This is a genomic window from Blautia sp. AF17-9LB (assembly GCF_003479185.1).
GTDB classification, from domain to species: domain Bacteria; phylum Bacillota; class Clostridia; order Lachnospirales; family Lachnospiraceae; genus Fusicatenibacter; species Fusicatenibacter saccharivorans.
This window is the reverse complement of sequence record NZ_QUGU01000014.1, coordinates 44,271-60,990: the sequence shown is the minus strand read 5'-3', so window position 1 is coordinate 60,990 and position 16,720 is coordinate 44,271. Positions and strand designations below refer to the sequence as shown.

Annotated in this window: 15 protein-coding genes and 1 other annotated feature; of the genes, 8 read left to right on the top strand and 7 right to left on the bottom strand. The window is 49.7% G+C overall.

Annotated elements, in window-relative coordinates; translation table 11 throughout:
- Positions 1 to 241 precede the first annotated feature (241 nt).
- Together DWX00_RS14480 and DWX00_RS14475 are read right to left on the bottom strand one after the other, a co-directional pair.
- Positions 242 to 613, bottom strand: a complete 372-nt coding sequence (locus DWX00_RS14480; protein ID WP_118595600.1) for a hypothetical protein — start codon at positions 611 to 613, stop codon at positions 242 to 244.
- Between the two features lie 97 nt (positions 614 to 710).
- A complete protein-coding gene (locus DWX00_RS14475; RefSeq protein WP_118595628.1) occupies positions 711 to 1,550 on the bottom strand; it encodes a DegV family protein in 840 nt (279 codons plus the stop codon).
- A gap of 326 nt (positions 1,551 to 1,876) precedes the next feature.
- Here DWX00_RS14475 and DWX00_RS14470 point away from each other — a divergent pair, with 326 nt between their 5' ends.
- The 3 genes from DWX00_RS14470 to DWX00_RS14460 are packed head-to-tail and all read left to right on the top strand — an operon-like array spanning position 1,877 to position 4,373.
- Positions 1,877 to 2,758, top strand: coding sequence for a magnesium transporter CorA family protein (locus tag DWX00_RS14470; protein ID WP_022461993.1), 882 nt, complete (start codon positions 1,877 to 1,879; stop codon positions 2,756 to 2,758).
- 6 nt (positions 2,759 to 2,764) lie between these two features.
- Positions 2,765 to 3,271, top strand: coding sequence for a DUF5721 family protein (locus tag DWX00_RS14465; RefSeq protein ID WP_055221274.1), 507 nt, complete (start codon positions 2,765 to 2,767; stop codon positions 3,269 to 3,271).
- Between the two features lie 34 nt (positions 3,272 to 3,305).
- Positions 3,306 to 4,373 carry an ethanolamine utilization protein EutH gene (locus tag DWX00_RS14460; protein WP_118595599.1) on the top strand — a complete coding sequence of 356 codons (1,068 nt, stop codon included), beginning with the start codon at positions 3,306 to 3,308 and terminating at the stop codon, positions 4,371 to 4,373.
- A gap of 88 nt (positions 4,374 to 4,461) precedes the next feature.
- Here DWX00_RS14460 and DWX00_RS14455 read toward each other — a convergent pair whose 3' ends face one another.
- Both DWX00_RS14455 and DWX00_RS14450 read right to left on the bottom strand, forming a co-directional pair.
- Positions 4,462 to 6,441 carry an oleate hydratase gene (locus tag DWX00_RS14455; RefSeq protein ID WP_118595598.1) on the bottom strand — a complete coding sequence of 660 codons (1,980 nt, stop codon included), beginning with the start codon at positions 6,439 to 6,441 and terminating at the stop codon, positions 4,462 to 4,464.
- A gap of 219 nt (positions 6,442 to 6,660) precedes the next feature.
- Complete coding sequence (locus tag DWX00_RS14450) at positions 6,661 to 7,227, bottom strand: TetR-like C-terminal domain-containing protein (RefSeq protein ID WP_022461989.1); 567 nt, start codon at positions 7,225 to 7,227, stop codon at positions 6,661 to 6,663.
- 343 nt (positions 7,228 to 7,570) lie between these two features.
- On the opposite strand from DWX00_RS14450, the gene htpG reads away from it, so the two are divergent.
- From htpG to DWX00_RS14430, 4 genes are all read left to right on the top strand, one after another.
- Positions 7,571 to 9,646, top strand: a complete 2,076-nt coding sequence (htpG, locus tag DWX00_RS14445; RefSeq protein WP_118595597.1) for a molecular chaperone HtpG — start codon at positions 7,571 to 7,573, stop codon at positions 9,644 to 9,646.
- Between the two features lie 169 nt (positions 9,647 to 9,815).
- Positions 9,816 to 11,156 (top strand): Na+/H+ antiporter NhaC family protein, encoded by a 1,341-nt coding sequence (locus DWX00_RS14440; RefSeq protein ID WP_334294924.1) that lies wholly within the window; start codon positions 9,816 to 9,818, stop codon positions 11,154 to 11,156.
- A gap of 223 nt (positions 11,157 to 11,379) precedes the next feature.
- Complete coding sequence (locus DWX00_RS14435) at positions 11,380 to 11,751, top strand: CidA/LrgA family protein (RefSeq protein ID WP_055221279.1); 372 nt, start codon at positions 11,380 to 11,382, stop codon at positions 11,749 to 11,751.
- A complete protein-coding gene (locus tag DWX00_RS14430) occupies positions 11,748 to 12,440 on the top strand; it encodes an LrgB family protein (RefSeq protein ID WP_118595596.1) in 693 nt (230 codons plus the stop codon). The genes DWX00_RS14435 and DWX00_RS14430 overlap by 4 nt, the downstream gene beginning before the upstream one ends.
- Positions 12,441 to 12,565: 125 nt before the next feature.
- Here DWX00_RS14430 and DWX00_RS19890 read toward each other — a convergent pair whose 3' ends face one another.
- Genes DWX00_RS19890 through ilvB form a run of 3 tightly spaced genes read right to left on the bottom strand, consistent with a single transcriptional unit; the run spans position 12,566 to position 15,028 of the window.
- Complete coding sequence (locus DWX00_RS19890; RefSeq protein WP_055227113.1) at positions 12,566 to 12,769, bottom strand: hypothetical protein; 204 nt, start codon at positions 12,767 to 12,769, stop codon at positions 12,566 to 12,568.
- 18 nt (positions 12,770 to 12,787) lie between these two features.
- Positions 12,788 to 13,297, bottom strand: a complete 510-nt coding sequence (ilvN, locus tag DWX00_RS14420; RefSeq protein ID WP_022463092.1) for an acetolactate synthase small subunit — start codon at positions 13,295 to 13,297, stop codon at positions 12,788 to 12,790.
- Between the two features lie 12 nt (positions 13,298 to 13,309).
- Positions 13,310 to 15,028 (bottom strand): biosynthetic-type acetolactate synthase large subunit, encoded by a 1,719-nt coding sequence (gene ilvB / locus DWX00_RS14415; protein WP_022463091.1) that lies wholly within the window; start codon positions 15,026 to 15,028, stop codon positions 13,310 to 13,312.
- A gap of 71 nt (positions 15,029 to 15,099) precedes the next feature.
- Positions 15,100 to 15,375 (bottom strand) — a binding site (T-box leader).
- Positions 15,376 to 15,519: 144 nt separating this feature from the next.
- On the opposite strand from ilvB, the gene DWX00_RS14410 reads away from it, so the two are divergent.
- Positions 15,520 to 16,641, top strand: a complete 1,122-nt coding sequence (locus DWX00_RS14410; RefSeq protein ID WP_118595595.1) for a phosphotransferase enzyme family protein — start codon at positions 15,520 to 15,522, stop codon at positions 16,639 to 16,641.
- Positions 16,642 to 16,720: the final 79 nt, after the last annotated feature.

The following is a 16,720-nucleotide window of genomic DNA, read 5'->3' as shown; positions in this document are numbered from 1 at the left end:
CTATAGCAAGACCCGAAAATAATGCAAAAAAGGCAGTGCTGCAGAGCGCGAATTGCAAGGAACAGATTTGAAGGCGTACCGGGGTACGACGAAAATCTGTGACGCAGTAATTCACGCTCTGCGGTGCTGAATTTTTTGCATTATTTTCGGGGATTGCTATAAATCTCTATAACAAAAGCGCTTATCACTCCGGGATTTTCCCGTCTGTGGTAAGCGCTTTTACTTTCTTTAACAATTCTGCTTATTCCGCTGTACTTTCGCTGATGGAATCTGCTGTGCTGTCACTTGCCGTATCTGCTGTGCTGTCCGAAGATGTATCGGAAACATCAGAGCTGTCGCTGGTGTCATCTGCACTGCTGTCGCTGGATGTGTTGGTCTCGCTCAGATAATTCTGAATATCCGTCACGTTCATCGTTGTGGTTTCTGTCGTGCGGTTCGCCTTTTTCTCTGCTACCGAGTTCTGGTAAACAGCAACGGAGAACCAGCCGATCAGGGTAGCCAGAACAACGACGAAAGCGGTAACTTCCAGTCTCGTGATCCATCTTTCACGTCTCATGATTTTCTCACGGTTCGCTTTTTCCTTTTTATAGCGGTCAACTTTTTCCTGACTCATGGTTCTACTTCTCCTTTGATTTCTAAAAAGTGCTCGGCGGCACTTTCAAACATGTTGAAAATTATACTACATTTTCAACAAAAAGGGAAGAGAAAAGTTATAATGCAATGATAATTCCGCCGTCATTTGCATACATACTGCTGACGCCCTGGGTATCGAGTACGAAGACATCCTGTACCGCAAGGCGCTCCAGAAGGGCTTCTTTTACCATCTCGGCGCGCTCCGGGCAGTTGCAATGAGAGATGGCAAGCGTTTTGTTTTCTACATGCTGTGCGTCATTTACAATGGCATCGACCATTTTCATCAGTGCTTTGTTGATGCCGCGCGCCTGATCAAGCTGTACGATATCGCCCTCCGATGTGGCTCCCATAACCGGTTTGATCTTAAGCGCGGATGCAACAAGTGCTTTCGCCTTGGAAAGACGGCCGTTTTTCCGCAGAGTTTCGAGATTTTCCAGCACGAAATAGGTGTGCTGTGTGCTGATATAGAGTTCTACTGTCTCTACGACGCGCTCAAAGCTCATGCCGGCTTCCTCGCACTCCACGATTTTTTTCACGATCAGGGTCTCTCCTATCGATGCGCTTCTGGAATTGAATACGTGAATCTTCAGATCCTCGTTCTCCTCCTGCGCCAGGTTTGCACCGAGCACTGCGCTGTTATAGGAACCGCTGAGCTGTGCGGAAAGTGTGACCGCGTAGCACCGTTCTGCTCCGTTCAGAAAAGATTTCCGGAAATAATCCGGCGACGGGCAGGCGGATTTCGGGCACTCCGGGCATTCCGCTACTCTCTTTAAAAAATATTTCTGGTCAAATGTCTCGTCATCCAGAATGGATTCTCCGCCGACTTCCAGGGTCAGCGGTGCAATTTCAATATTTCCTCTTTTTTTCATATCTGCTGTCAGTTCACAGCAGCTGTCTGCAACAATGTGAAAACTCATATATTTTGTCCCTCCAAACTTGATTCCGCTTTTTCTCACTGCGGACGTTTCGTATTTCCAATCACCGCTCTTTTTCAAACCTTCCTGAACTAGGGACGAATTCGACACAGTGAATTTTTTGATATTTTGTCATGTAGTTTTGATAACTACATTTTATCATAACACACTTAGTGCTCCATTGCAAAAAGTTTTTTCCCAATAAAAGTTTTTCCGTTAAAAGTTTTTTCCTTTTCTTGTCGCACTCCCCTTTTTGCGGTATACTACGGTCATACGGCTTTTTTGTTTATGGATATTTTTCCATTGCTTATTTTCAGGAGGTGGTACGTATGGAATGGACTTTTTCGGATTCGGTCCGGCTTTCCCTGCTTTCGTTTTCGGAAGCTTCCAAAGCCTGCGCGGCGCTGCCCGGATTTTCTCTTTTCCGGCGCAGTCTGCAGCCGGAGCGCATCGAATACTGCCGCGCAGAGCTGCTGCCTGACTGCCTGGTCGGATCGCTTGCCGTCCCGGACAAGACGCATCCGCTTCACCTTGCATTCTCGCTTGCGTTTTATCTCGACCGGGGGCAGCTTATTCTGGCAGCCGACGAACAGACACTTCCGGCTTTGCAGAGCCTCCTCTTCCCGGAAGAACCGCTCGATACTTCCGATGTCTTCCACCTGTTTTTCTCGTTTCTGGAATCGCTGATCCAGGAGGATATGCTCTATCTGCAGAATTTTGAGAAGCGCCTCGCGACAATCGAGGAGTCTCTTCTCGACACTCTGCCAAAAGAGCTGCAGCGGACCCTGATCACGATTCGTCGGGAGCTGCTCGTGTTCCATGCCTATTACCAGCAGCTTCTCGACATGTGCGAAATACTCTCCGAGGACGAAAATCACTTTCTTCCCCCGGAATGCGCCCGTCAGTTTTCGCGCCTTGGAAACCGCGTGGACCGTTTGTACGACCACACCCAGATGCTGCGGGAGTACGCCCTGCAGATCCGCGAGATGCAGCAGGCGCAGATCGACCTGCGTCAGAACGATACGATGCGGATTCTGACGGTCGTCTCGACGATCTTTTTCCCGCTTTCCCTGATCGCCGGCTGGTACGGCATGAATTTTACGCATATGCCTGAGCTTTCTGCCCCGTATGCGTACTTCATCCTGATCGGCGTCTGTATTCTCATTGTTGCTGTTGAAATTTGGTATTTTAAAAAGAAAGGCTGGTTTTAACTACGGATGATTATCCTGCAGATTACACAGTTAAAGAATTTTATGAACACTCTGCTCCGTCTCGAGACATTTGACCGCTTTCCCGTCTCCGAGGCGTCGATCACAACGTTTACGACGTTCTCCATCGACGGCAGTCTTCACACGGACTTTTTCGATCCCGATGACGCGCAGCTCTTAAAAGAAAAAGGGCGGACGCGGCTTCTCTGGAAAGATGTGAAATCGTTCTGCTATTCCGTCATCAAAGGAAAACGGACACCCCTGCAGTTCAAATTTGTGTTTCAGCTTCCGCAGGCGGCGTGCGAAAAAATGATCGCGGACCATGCGCTGCCGCTGGAAATAGAGAACGTGTTTGGATGCTTTCTGAATTTTCAGTATAAGGACGGAAAACTCTTACTTACCACCGGAACTTCCCTCAAAATCTTTACGATGGACAAGTCGCTCGACCGCGTCTTCGATGAGGAAGTCCGCCAGTTTCTGCTGAAAAATGAAATTGCATTTGAAGAACAGATATAAAGACAAAATACTTATTTAGAAAGGTTCTCTTTTTATGAATCAGATTATTATGTGGATCATGGCAGTCGGCGCGGTACTCGGCGGTGTCGACCGGATCGCTGGCAATCGCTTCGGACTTGGAAAACGGTTTGAGGAGGGCTTTACGCTGCTTGGACCGACGGCACTTTCCATGTCGGGCATCATCTGCCTCACCCCGCTGCTCTCCCGCTTTCTCCGTTTCGCCCTCGTTCCCATCTGGAACTTTTTGGGGCTGGATGCGGGACTTCTCGCCGGCATTCTCGCCATTGACATGGGCGGCTACCAGCTCGCCGGAGAGCTTTCGGCATCGCAGGAGATGGTGCGCTACGCAGGACTTGTGATTGCGGCGACGCTTGGCTGTACCATCACCTTTACGATTCCGGTCGGCATGGGAATGCTGAAAAGCGGCGACCGCCTCTTTTTCTCCCGCGGCATGCTGATCGGCACGGGCACGCTTCCCGTCACGATGATCGTCGGCGGACTGCTCTCAGGGCTCTCTTTTCTGCAGATCGTACTTCAGTCGCTCCCGGTGCTCCTCTTCTGCTTTCTGCTGATGTTCGGCATCTGGCGTTTTCCGGAGCAGACCGTGCGCGCGTTCACGGTATTTGCAGATGTGATCCGGCTTCTGACGACGATCGGCCTCATCGCGGGTGCGTTCTGCTATATGACCGGCTTTTCGCTGCTCCCGGACCTTGCGCCGCTAGAGGACGCGATGGCGGTCGTCTCGTCCATCGGCATTGTACTGCTCGGCAGCCTTCCGACGGCGGAGCTTTTACAGCGGGTGCTCAAAAAGCCGCTCTCTTTTATTGGAAGAAGAACCGGCATGAACGACAGCAGTGCCGCCGGCCTTCTGATGGGCATTGTCAGCCCTGTTCCGGCGATCACAATGATGGAAAAAATGGACGAGCGCGGAAAGATTGTAAACGCAGCTTTCCTCGTCTCCGCCGCATCGACCATCGCCGCACATATGGGATTTACGTTCGGCACCGATCCTGATTTTGTCGTGCCGCTTCTCGTTGCAAAGCTCGCTGGAGGCATCGCCGCCGTCTGTGCCGCACTGTTTTTCACGAAGAAATCTGCTTAATTGTTTGAGAGCATACATAGCAACGCAATAAGACCTGCGCCGTTTGAAAGCGCAGGTCTTATTGCATTTCTTACTTATTTTCTATTTCTTATTTCACCATATCCTCTTTGATAATTCCATGCTCTTTTAAGAGATCTCCAACTACATTTCCATCTACCAGTTTCAGCAGAGGTTTTTTCAGCAGGTTGAGCGGTCCAGGAAGCTCGATTTCCAGCGGGGATTTTCCATCCATCAGTTTCACGGAGCTGTCCAGCAGGTCGCGGATATCGTAAACGCTGCCCCATACTTCCGGCACGCCGCGGTCTACGCCGAGGAGTCCGTAAACAGCTTCCATTGCGGTACGAACGGAATACTCTGTCGTGAAGATGGTATCTCTTGGTGTCTCAGCGAACTGTCCGAGGAATGCGAAGTTGACGCAGCCATCCGGGATGACATCCGGGCGGTCGCCCTTTCTTCTTGGCATAAAGAATGCGGTGATGTACGGCATCATGGTCGGTACGCAGACAGCGCTGTTCTCTGCCAGCTCCGGAATCTGGTCAACCGGCACGCCGAGGTGGTACAGCCACTCTTCGGTGATCTCTTTACCAGTGCACTCTTTCATCGGTTTCTTCACATAGTCGCCAGGTACATCGGTGAACAGGCTGTAAACCCATACGCATACCTTATCTTTATCCTGCTCTTTGAACTGTCCCTGACGGTTGATGGTCCAGCTTAAAAGCCACTTGGAATCCTGGCAGCTTACGATACCGCCGGTAACAACCTTTCCGGTTCTCGGATCACGTTTGCAGATATTGGTGATATACGGAATGATCTTATTGTCGAGAGTGGTAATTGTTGCGGATTCCCAGTTTGTCTTTGCAATATCGGAACAGAATTTCTCCGGATGTCCAAAGGACGGATCCTGTTTTGCAATGTTTTTCCACAGGCTCCAGCAGCCGCTCGTGCGGACCTCTGCATCACCGTTCGGTGCATGGTTCTGATCGCCGTAGATCGTGCCTTCGGTGCAGCTTCCGTTGGTAACGAAGACGAGGTCATTCTCGGTGAGAACGATGCCTTTCTCGACGCCGTTTACCTTGCACTCGATGGCTTTTGCTACTTTCTTTCCATCGTTGATTTCAAAGATAACGTTGGTTACTTCGGTATTGAACTGGAAGTCTACGCCGGCATCCTCGAGGTATTTCTTCATCGGAAGAATCAGGGATTCATACTGGTTGTACTTCGTGAATTTCAGTGCGGAGAAGTCCGGCAGTCCGCCGATGTGGTGAATGAACCGCTGGAAGTACAGCTTCATCTCCAGTGCACTATGCCAGTTTTCAAATGCGAACATCGTTCTCCAGTACAGCCAGAAGGTGGAATTGAAGACTTCATCATCGAAAACATCCTCGATCGTCTTGTCGTACAGATCCTCGTCTCTTGTCATGAAGAGTTTCATGATCTCCATGCAGCCTTTCTGGCTCAGGTTGAACTTTCCGTCGGTATGGGCATCCTCGCCGCGGTTCTTCGTTGCACGGCACAGGGAGTAGTTCGGGTCTTTTTTGTTCAGCCAGTAATACTCGTCGAGAACGGATACGCCAGGTGTCTCAATTGACGGGATGCTGTGGAACAGATCCCACAGGCACTCGAAGTGGTTTTCCATCTCACGGCCGCCTCTCATGATGTAGCCGCGGGTCGGATCGTAGATACCGTCGCAGGCACCGCCGGCGATGTCCATGGCTTCCAGAATGTGGATGTGATCGCCTTTCATCTGGCCGTCTCTTACAAGGAAGCACGCTGCTGCGAGGGCTGCGAGGCCGCTTCCTACGAGGTATGCGCTCTTCTCATCGACGCCTTCCGGTTTTTCCGGTCTTGCGAAGGCTTCGTAGTTTCCGTTGGTGTAATAAATGCCTTTGCTGTTTTTCTTATCTTTTCCGCGCTCGGTGTTGCGGTAATCATTCTTTGGTTCTGATGTTACAGTGGTTGTCTCCGCTGCTTTTTTTGCTTCACTCTTGTTTTTTGCCTGCAGCACTGCTGCTCCAACTCCGATGACTGCTGCTGATGCGATTCCGAATTTTAATCCTTTTTTTGACATAGACGTTCATCCTTTCTTTTCTAAATACGACTGCCGGAATGTTTTTTCGAATTTCCGGTTCGTATAGGTTATGCTGCTTTCTTTGTTTTACAAGTTTCTATTTGTGTTGCCATTGTCTGTTGACAATTTGAATCTTACTTCATTTTTCCCCGCTTTTCCATTTACAAAACAGGGCGGATGATTAAATTTTTATCATCCGCCCTGTTTTGTAAAGTGTAACTATATTTTATTTCTTTTTTCAAAATTTCGGATGGAATTGACGACATTTCCTTCCATCGTGCGGTGCATTTTTTCCGCAATCATATGGTAATCCACTTTCATTCCGTCTTTGATCCAGTCAAGCATGACACCGGTAAAGCTATACTTATAGAAATCTGCGATAAAACTCTGATCCGCCTCAGAGATGCCGGTTCCCTTTGCTTTTTCCTGCACGACACCGTACAGCAGATCGTGCGTCAGATGAAAGAGATATGTTTCGATCTGCTCCCGGCTTACAGAGTGATAGACATTCATAATAAATGGTTTATTCTCGAGCACTGCCTCAAAAATCTGCTGCAGGCCCTCCTGCCATGTCTCATACGTTTTCTTCCCCTGCAGCGCCTGCGTCGCATCCTCCAGGCACGACCATTCGACAAGATCGTAGATATCCTTAAAATGATAATAAAACGCCATCCGGCTGATGCCGCAGTCTGTCGTCAGATCGTTGATCGTAATTTTGTCCAGCGGCTTTTTCAAAAGCAGCTTTTTTAATGACGCTTCCAGCGCCGCCTTTGTCGCATTTGTCATGTATTTCCTCCATTTTTCTTTTATGTACCCTCGGAATCTTTCTGTTCGAAACGCTTCTATGCTTTTTCATTGTAGCATATCCATTCTCCAGAAACAACTGCGCAGCCCTTCTGATCAGACTTTACAAAAAGTTTAGAAAGTACCGTAATACCAGTAAATTCAATACTTTCCGTTGTTCTGTTAGCACTCTTTTTTCTCGAGTGCTAATTTTTCCTTGACTTTTCCCTGTGCCAGTATTACTATAACTATCAGAGCAGTAAAAAAGCTGCAGACATCTAAAAAAGCATGATATCCCCGCTTTGCTGGATCAAAATATTTTTATAAGAAAAGGAGTGTGTTTCTCATGAGTGCGAAACATGGAAATCTTTCAATCAACAGCGACAATATTTTCCCGATTATCAAAAAATGGATGTACTCCGACCACGATATCTTCGTCCGCGAGCTCGTTTCCAACGGCTGCGATGCCATCACCAAACTGAAAAAACTCGACGGCATGGGCGAATATACTCTGCCGGATGACTACAAAGCAGCCATTCAGGTGATTGTAAACCCGGATGAGAAAACCTTAAAATTCATCGATAACGGTATCGGTATGACCGCAGACGAAGTCGAAGAATATATTACCCAGATCGCCTTCTCCGGCGCTACCGAATTCCTGGAGAAATACAAAGACAAAACGAATTCAGATCAGATGATCGGCCACTTCGGTCTTGGTTTCTACTCTGCTTTCATGGTAGCAGATGAAGTTCACATCGATTCTCTTTCCTATAAAGAAGGATCCACCCCGGTACACTGGACCTGTGACGGAAGCACCGAGTACGATATGTCCGAGGGCAGCAAGACAACTGTTGGTACCGAAATCACTCTGTTCCTGAACGAGGACTGCCTGGAATTCGCAAACGAATACCGTGTCCGCGAAGTTCTGGAAAAATACTGCTCCTTCATGCCGGTTGAAATTTTCCTGTCCAAAGCAAATGCGCCGCAGGAATACGAGACCATCGATGAAAGCGAATTAAAAGATGACGACGTTGTCGTAGAGCACATCCACGAGGACGCAAAATACGAAGAGAAAGAAAAAGAAGACGGAACGAAAGAGCAGGTTGAAGTTTCCCCGGCCAAAGAGAAAGTAAAAATCAACAAACGCCCGGTTTCCATCAGTGATATCCACCCGCTGTGGACCAAACATCCAAACGAGTGCAGCGATGAGGATTATAAAGAATTCTACCGCAAAGTCTTCAACGACTACCGCGAGCCGCTGTTCTGGATCCACCTGAACATGGACTATCCGTTCAACCTCAAAGGTATCCTCTACTTCCCGCGTATCAACACCGAGTACGATTCCATCGAGGGAACCATCAAGCTGTACAACAACCAGGTATTTATTGCCGACAACATCAAAGAAGTCATTCCGGAATACCTGATGCTCTTAAAAGGCGTCATCGACTGCCCGGATCTGCCGCTGAACGTATCCCGAAGCGCACTGCAGAACGACGGATTTGTCAAGAAGATCTCCGAGTACATCTCCAAGAAATTCGCTGACAAGCTCTCCGGCATGTGCAAAACCGACCGCGAGAATTACGAGAAATACTGGGATGATATCAACCCATTCATCAAATACGGATGCATCAAGGACGAGAAATTCTCCAAGAAGATGATGGACTATATTCTGTTCAAGAACATCGACGGAAAATATCTGACTCTTGAGGACTGCATCAACGAGAATAAGAAAGAAGAAGCTCCTGCAGAGAACACCGAAGAGAAGGCTGAAACTACGGAGAATACCGAAAATACGGAAAACGCTGACGAGAAGAAAGAGCCGGAAAAAACGACTGTTTACTACGTCACCGACGAAGTTCAGCAGAGCCAGTACATCAACATGTTCCGCAGTCAGGGCATGGATGCTGTCATCCTGAAACACAACATCGACTCCGCTTTCATCACCCATGCAGAGCGTTACAACGAGCATGTAACTTTCCAGCGCATCGATGCAGATCTGACCAACGATATGAAAGACGAGTCCGGTGAGGATCTGACCGACGCTACAAATACTCTGACCGATCTCTTCCGCAAAGTCCTCGACAAGAAAGATCTGACCGTCAAAGTTGAGAACCTGAAAGACGAAAATGTATCCTCCATGGTAACGCTTTCCGAGGAGAGCCGCCGGATGCAGGATATGATGAAGATGTACGGCATGACCGGCATGGATCCGTCCATGTTCGGCGGACAGGAAACCCTGATCCTGAATGCAAAACATCCGCTCGTTCAGTACATTCTGGAGAATGGCGAGAACGGCAACACATCCCTGTTCTGCGAGCAGCTGTATGATCTGGCAATGATCAGCCACAAACCGCTCTCTCCGGACGAGATGACAAAATTCGTAAGCAGAAGTAATCAGATTATGATGCTCCTCGCAAAATAATAAAGCACAGGCACAGCAAAACGCACCTCTTATAAAAAACGCCGGATTTCTGGAATTTACCAGATGTCCGGCGTGTTTTTTCCTGCTTTTTTACTTTACGATTTCTGATCCAGATGATAGAATAATTCTATTCGCCCTATTAAAAAATAAGGAAAATCACACGAAAGGTCTGGTATTTATTTCTATGAAAAAAGGAAAGCCATCCGCCCTGCTCCCGATCGCCGTTTTTCTGGTGTTTTATCTGGGGTTCGGCATTTATTCCGAGTATATTTTAAAAATTCCGATGGGCTTCTACAACATCCCCATCGTCGTCTCGTTTCTGACAGCGATCCTCGTCGCCTGTCTGCAGAACCGCAGTGTCCCGTTTGAAGAAAAGCTCGCTCTCATGGGACAGGGCATCGGGGACAAAAACATCATCACAATGCTGCTGATCTTCCTCGCCGCAGGCACGTTTGTCGGCGTTGTCGGAAGGAGCAGTGCAGAGAGCGTTGCCTATTTCATGCTCTCCTGGATTCCGGCAAAGTATGCCGTCGCTGTGCTCTTTGTCGTTGCCTGCTTCGTCTCCACGGCCATGGGAACCTCCGTCGGAACGATCACGCTTCTCGTGCCGATCGCCGCTGCTGTTGCCGAGACCTCCGGCTTTTCGCTGGCGCTCTGCGTCGCCTCCGTCATGGGCGGATCCATGTTCGGCGACAACCTCTCCTTCATCTCCGACACGACAATCGCCGCCTGCAACGGACAGGGCTGCGAGATGAAAGACAAGTTCCGCGAAAACTTCTGGATCGCTCTCCCGGCTGCTCTTGCCGCGCTGGCGCTGATCCTTGTAATCTCCTTCCGACAGGCGCCGGGCACACCGATCGTCCACGAATACCATCTGCTGCAGATGGTTCCGTACCTGCTCGTGCTGATCGGCGGCATCGCGGGCATTCAGGTGTTTGTCGTACTCCTTATCGGTATTGCTTCCGGTGCCGTTATCATGCTCGGTACGGGACAGACGACGCTCTGGGATATGCTCTCCAGCATGGGAAGCGGCACTTCGGGTATGTTTGAGACATGTATGGTTGCGATTCTTGTCGCTGCGATGTGCGCGCTGATCCGGGAAAACGGCGGCTTTACTGTCCTGCTTCGTGCCATTCACAAAATCTTCCGCAGAAAAAAGGGCGGCCAGCTCGGTGTCGGCATTCTCGTCGCGCTGCTCGACATTGCGACCGCAAACAACACCGTCGCGATCGTCATGGCAAACCCGATCGCAAAGCAGATGTCCGAGGACTACGGCATCACCCCACGGAAAACGGCATCGCTCCTCGATACCTTCTCCTGCATCTCACAGGGCATCCTGCCATACGGCGCGCAGATGCTCGTGGCGATTTCCGCGGTGCATGAACTGGGATATGAGCTCTCCGCCTTTGAAATCATGGCAAACCTCTTCTATCCGGGCATGCTGCTTGTCAGTTCGCTGATCTTTATCTTCGTTCTGCCGGATCGGAAAAATGCCGAAAACAATGCTTAAAAAGTTCCGTATCGGATCAACTCAAAAAATTATGTTAAAATGCCCACCGATTTCACTTTTTCGTTTGATTGGCGAGCATTTTTTTGCTTTTTTTGGCAAAAATAGCCAAAATTGCAGTAACATTTACGGTTGAAATTCTTTTATGCGGGTAGTATAATCGGGGTCGTGACATTGAGAAGGAGTGATGTTATGTGGGTTATGGGGAGAAAGGACAACAGAAAAAGTGAAATTATTAAGACAGTTCCTTGTAATTATGGCGGTTTCGTTCGTCGGAGAAATCCTGCACGCCGTGCTGCCGCTTCCGATTCCGGCAAGTATCTACGGCCTTGTGCTGATGCTGGCGCTTCTGATGACGGGGGCATTAAAACTTGATGCCGTCGAGGACGCAGGCAAGTTTATGATTGAGATCATGCCGGTCATGTTCATTCCGGCGGGCGTCGGCCTGATGGAATCCTGGGGTGAATTAAAAGCCGTTCTCGTTCCGGTTCTCGTGATTACGCTCGTCAGCACCATCGTCGTTATGGTTGTGTCCGGACGCGTGACACAGGCGGTCATCCGGCTGGAAAAGAAACACAAAGGAGGGGACGCAAAATGACAAATATGCTCTGTGAATCTGCATTTTTCGGCGTTGTCATCAGCCTTCTGGCGTATGAGCTCGGCATGCTGTTAAAGAAAAAATTTGGGCTTCCGATTTTCAATCCGCTGCTGATTTCCATTGCAGTCGTCATTGTATTCCTTGCTGTTTTCGATATCGATTATCAGAATTATAATGACGGTGCAAAATACTTGAGCTATCTGCTGACTCCTGCAACGGTCTGCCTTGCGATTCCGCTGTATGAGCAGATGGAGGCATTGAAAAAGAATATCAAAGCCATCCTCGCCGGTATTCTCTCCGGCGTGCTGACGAGCCTTACCGTGGTTCTCGCGCTGACGCTGATCTTCAATCTGAATCATAAAATGTATGTAACACTGCTGCCGAAATCCATCACAACGGCCATCGGCATGGGTGTTTCGGAAGAGCTCGGCGGTGCGGTGACGATCACGGTTGCCGTTATCATCATCACGGGTGTGCTGGGAAATATGCTGGCGGAGACGCTCTGCAAGCTGTTTCACATTGAGGAGCCGATTGCAAAGGGCATCAGTATCGGATCGGCCTCCCATGCGATCGGTACGGCGAAGGCCATGGAGATGGGCGATGTCGAGGGCGCGATGAGCAGCCTTTCGATTGCAGTTGCAGGTATTCTGACTGTGGTCGGAGCGTCGATTTATGCGATGTTTATCTAAAAACGAACACTGATAAAAAACAGAAAAAATCCGAGAATGGAAAGCAATGTAAACCTTTCCGTTCCCGGATTTTCTATCCCTGAAATTCTATAACTAAAAATTAAAATTCCGACTGCAGAAACTCTTCAATAAAAAGAAGCGCAGTAGCACTCCGGCCCTTCCGGGTCGATGCAGATATGCTCGAGCGTTCCGCTGTGCATCGAAAGCCCCATCGTCAGATCCTGCACAATCTGCTGCTTCGCCGTCTGGCGGTGCTCATAGATGTACTGATACACACTTTTCTTATTAATCTTTTTTAACGTAATTGTGGTAATACTCTTTTCGTTCACGCAAAAACGTCCTCTCTTTTACCGCTCCATCACATTGATCGACTCGATACCGACGCTTCCGCCGCGCACGACTTCGATCTTGCCGAATTCCTCTTTCATCAGCTTCACAACTGCATCGTTTTTCGTCGCTGTCTGGACAAACTCGAGCAGCAGGCTGTCTTTTCCGTAGTCGATGACCTTCGCCTTGAACGTCTCAGCGATCTGGAACAGCTCGACTTTGTCAGCTGCGCTGCAGTTGAATACCTTGATATACAGAATCTCTTTCATGCGCACAAACACGTCGGTGAAGTCGATGACTTTGATGACCTCGACCATGCGGTTCAGCTGTTTTTTGATCTGCTCAAACGTCTCATCGTCACTGACCGTGGCGATCGTCATACGCGATACGGTCGGGTCCTCGGTCGTTCCGACGGTCAGGCTGTCCAAGTTATAGCTTTTTGCGGAAAAAAGCCCGGAAATCTTGGAAAGGACACCAACCTGGTTTTCTACGTACAGTGAAATCCATCTTTTTTTCATTCCCTTATTCATCGCGCTCTCCTCCTAACAGTCCATAATCATATCTTCGAGCGTCCCGCCCGGCTTGATCATCGGGTAAACCATCTCCTCCGGATCGATGATAAATTCGATGATTGTCGGAGTCTTGGTGTTTTTCTTCGCCTCTTCAAACGCAGCCGCGATATCCTCTTTCTTCATGACACGGATTCCTTTTGCGCCGTAACTCTCAGCCAATTTGATAAAATTCGGCGTGTATTCCGGGTACTCTTCTCCGTCTGTTCTGCGGGAAAGTGCACCGGCGCGCAGGTTTGTCATGCTGTACCGTTTGCCGTAAAACAGCTTCTGCCACTGGCGTACCATGCCGAGGTATTCATTATTGAAGATACACAGGATGACCGGCAGCTCCTCGAGAACGGCAGTCGCCAGCTCCTGAATATTCATCTGCATACCGCCGTCACCGGAAATCGCGATGACCGGTTTGTCCGGGTTGCCGATTTTTGCTCCGATCGCGCCCGGAAGGCCGTATCCCATCGTTCCAAGGCCGCCGGACATGATGATCTGGCGGTTTTCGGTAATGTCGACGTACTGACTTGTCAGCATCTGGTGCTGTCCGACGTCGGTGACGATAATCGCATCGTCAAACTGCTCGTTGATCGCGTTGAAAATATCGAGCGGTCCCATCACGCCGTTCTGGCGCATCGTCAGCGGATGCTCGTTCTTCCAGGCATCGATCTGGGCAAGCCATTTCGATGTGGAGCATGGCTCTACGTACTCTGCCATCTTCGTGATCGCCTCTTTTGCATCGGCTACGATCGGGATATCGACATGGATGTTTCGAGAGATCGAAGCGGTGTCTATGTCGATGTGGACGATCTGCGCGTGCGGGGCAAATTCATGCAGCTTTCCGGTGATACGGTCATTGAAACGTGTTCCGATCGAGAACAGCAGATCGCACTCGCTGACTGCCATATTCGCCGCATACGCGCCGTGCATGCCAAGGTTTCCGATGAACAGCGGATGTTTCGTGGAGATCGCGCCGCGTCCCATAACGGTTGTGACAACCGGCACCTGTGTTTTCTCGACCACTTCGCGGAACACTTCCTGCGCATGTGCGATGTTGACGCCGCCGCCGGCAAGGAACAGCGGGCGTTTTGCTTTCGAAAGCATCTTTAACGCACGTTTTAACTGGCCGATATGAACGCTGGTGTTCGGTTTGTAGCCGCGGATGTTGACGTTTTTCGGATACTCTGCGCTGCCGAACTCTGCCATGACATCTTTTGGAAGGTCAATGAGAACCGGGCCCGGTTTTCCGGTGCGTGCGATGTAGAATGCCTCTTTGATGATGCGTCCGAGATCTTCACGGTTTCTTACCGTCACGCCGTATTTCGTGATGCTGCGGGTGATGCCGACGATATCAACCTCCTGGAATGCATCGTTTCCGATGAGGTGGCGGGCTACCTGTCCGGTGAAGCAGACAAGCGGAACGCTGTCGTAGTTTGCCGTTGCAAGACCGGTGACCAGGTTGGTTGCACCAGGGCCACTGGTAACGAGGCATACGCCGACTTTTCCTGTCGTTCTCGCATAGGCATCCGCCTCATGCACCAGCGCCTGCTCGTGGCGCGGCAGAACGATTTTGATTTCATCCTGTTTGTAAAGCTCATCGCTGATGTCAATGGTGCAGGCTCCCGGATAACCGAAGAGATACTCGACACCCTCCTCCTTCAGAGCCTTTACCAGAAGTTTGTTTCCTGTAATCTGTTTCATATGAAAACCTCCTGTTCTAAATTTACTGCATAAAAAATCCCCGAACATAAAACACCTTTTCTGTGCCTTACGTTCAGGGAGAATGTTTCCATCCACGGTACCACCTGAATTCCAGAAGAATACACTTCTGCTCATTCCGTACAGGATTTAACTTTTTTCATCCGATACGGCATCCCGGTAACGTAGGAACTACGTTGGAGCCTACTTGGAAAACATTGCTGTCCGCTTTTTCTGTTCAGTCCACTGCTCGAGGGCTACTTCCGCAGGCACGCTCACGGAGATTCTCACCAGCCATCTCCTCTCTTTGCTTTGCGCCGCCAGGTACTCCTCCCTGTCACTGCATTTTAGGTTTTGTTTTTTCTTAAATTACTGTCTATTATAGTCGGAAATGCCGCTCGTTGTCAATCGTTTCGCGCCCTTTTCTTGACTTTTCGCCCTGCGTGTGCTTTACTTAATCAGGTTTTTCTAATTAAAATAAGGAGTTTATACCCATGATGATTACATACACACAGGAAGAACTCTCTTCCATTGTCCACGCATTTGCTTTCCCGGGAACGATTACAGACTGGACGCCGCACGGGAACGGCCATATCAACGATACGTTTCTGGTGCGATCTACCGAAAACGGCGTCCTCCGCAAATCGATTCTGCAGCGCATGAACCGCACCGTTTTCCACAATCCAACGGAGCTGATGCAGAATATTGCACAGGTAACATCATTTCTGCGGAAAAAAATCACAGCCGCAGGAGGAGATCCATTCCGCGAGACGCTGAACCTGATTCCGACGACAGACGATGCCTGGTTTTTCGTCGATGAGCGCGGAGAATTCTGGCGCGCATTTCTCTTTATTTCCGATGCGTCCTGCTATGATGCCGTGACAGATCCAAAGCTGTTTTACGAGACCGGTAATGCTTTCGGCCGCTTCCAGCAGATGCTCTCCGATTTTCCGTCCGCCTCTCTTTTCGAGACGATCCCGGATTTCCACAACACACCGCTCCGCTACCAGGCGCTTTTACAGGCGGTACAGGCGGATCCGAAAGGACGGCTGAAAAACGTTTCGGATGAGATGGCGTTTTTCCTCGACCACGCAGACGATTACGGCGTAGCCGAGCGCATGAAGGCCTCGGGCGAGCTGCCGCTCCGCGTAACGCACAACGATACGAAGCTGAACAACATTATGATTGATGACAAAACCGGCGAGGGCATCTGCGTCATCGACCTAGACACCATTATGCCGGGACTGTCGATCTTTGACTTCGGCGATTCGATCCGCTTCGGCGCGAATACGGCCGCTGAGGACGAACAGGATGTCTCGAAGGTGTCTCTTTCCCTTCCTCTCTTTGAGAGCTATACAAAGGGCTTTCTCGCAGGCTGCGCAGGCTCTTTGACCCGCGCGGAAGTCGAAATGCTGCCGATGGGTGCAAAATTAATGACCCTCGAATGCGGCATCCGTTTTCTCGCCGATTACCTGATGGGCGATACCTACTTCAAAACCGCTTACCCGGAGCACAACCTCGTACGGGCGCGGACACAGATCGCGCTTGTAGCGGATATGGAGGAGAAATGGGGCGAGATGGAGAACATCGTCGCACGGGCTTCGTTTTCCCACTAAGCACCCGCATAAATTCACAGCATCAAAAAGACACAGCTGGAAGTATCTTTCTGCCTCCTGCTGTGTCTTTTTTGTTATC

Bases quoted from the DNA above. Each gene is read 5' to 3' on its own strand.
- DWX00_RS14450 (WP_022461989.1), bottom strand. From the start codon at position 7,227: ATGACAAATGCGACAAAGGCGGCGCTGGAAGCGTCATTAAAAAAGCTG.
- DWX00_RS14480 (WP_118595600.1), bottom strand. From the start codon at position 613: ATGAGTCAGGAAAAAGTTGACCGCTATAAAAAGGAAAAAGCGAACCGT.
- DWX00_RS14410 (WP_118595595.1), top strand. From the start codon at position 15,520: ATGATGATTACATACACACAGGAAGAACTCTCTTCCATTGTCCACGCA.
- ilvN (WP_022463092.1), bottom strand. From the start codon at position 13,297: ATGAATAAGGGAATGAAAAAAAGATGGATTTCACTGTACGTAGAAAAC.
- DWX00_RS14465 (WP_055221274.1), top strand. From the start codon at position 2,765: ATGATTATCCTGCAGATTACACAGTTAAAGAATTTTATGAACACTCTG.
- DWX00_RS14475 (WP_118595628.1), bottom strand. From the start codon at position 1,550: ATGAGTTTTCACATTGTTGCAGACAGCTGCTGTGAACTGACAGCAGAT.
- DWX00_RS14470 (WP_022461993.1), top strand. From the start codon at position 1,877: ATGGAATGGACTTTTTCGGATTCGGTCCGGCTTTCCCTGCTTTCGTTT.
- DWX00_RS14455 (WP_118595598.1), bottom strand. From the start codon at position 6,441: ATGTCAAAAAAAGGATTAAAATTCGGAATCGCATCAGCAGCAGTCATC.
- DWX00_RS14430 (WP_118595596.1), top strand. From the start codon at position 11,748: ATGACAAATATGCTCTGTGAATCTGCATTTTTCGGCGTTGTCATCAGC.
- DWX00_RS14460 (WP_118595599.1), top strand. From the start codon at position 3,306: ATGAATCAGATTATTATGTGGATCATGGCAGTCGGCGCGGTACTCGGC.
- htpG (WP_118595597.1), top strand. From the start codon at position 7,571: ATGAGTGCGAAACATGGAAATCTTTCAATCAACAGCGACAATATTTTC.
- ilvB (WP_022463091.1), bottom strand. From the start codon at position 15,028: ATGAAACAGATTACAGGAAACAAACTTCTGGTAAAGGCTCTGAAGGAG.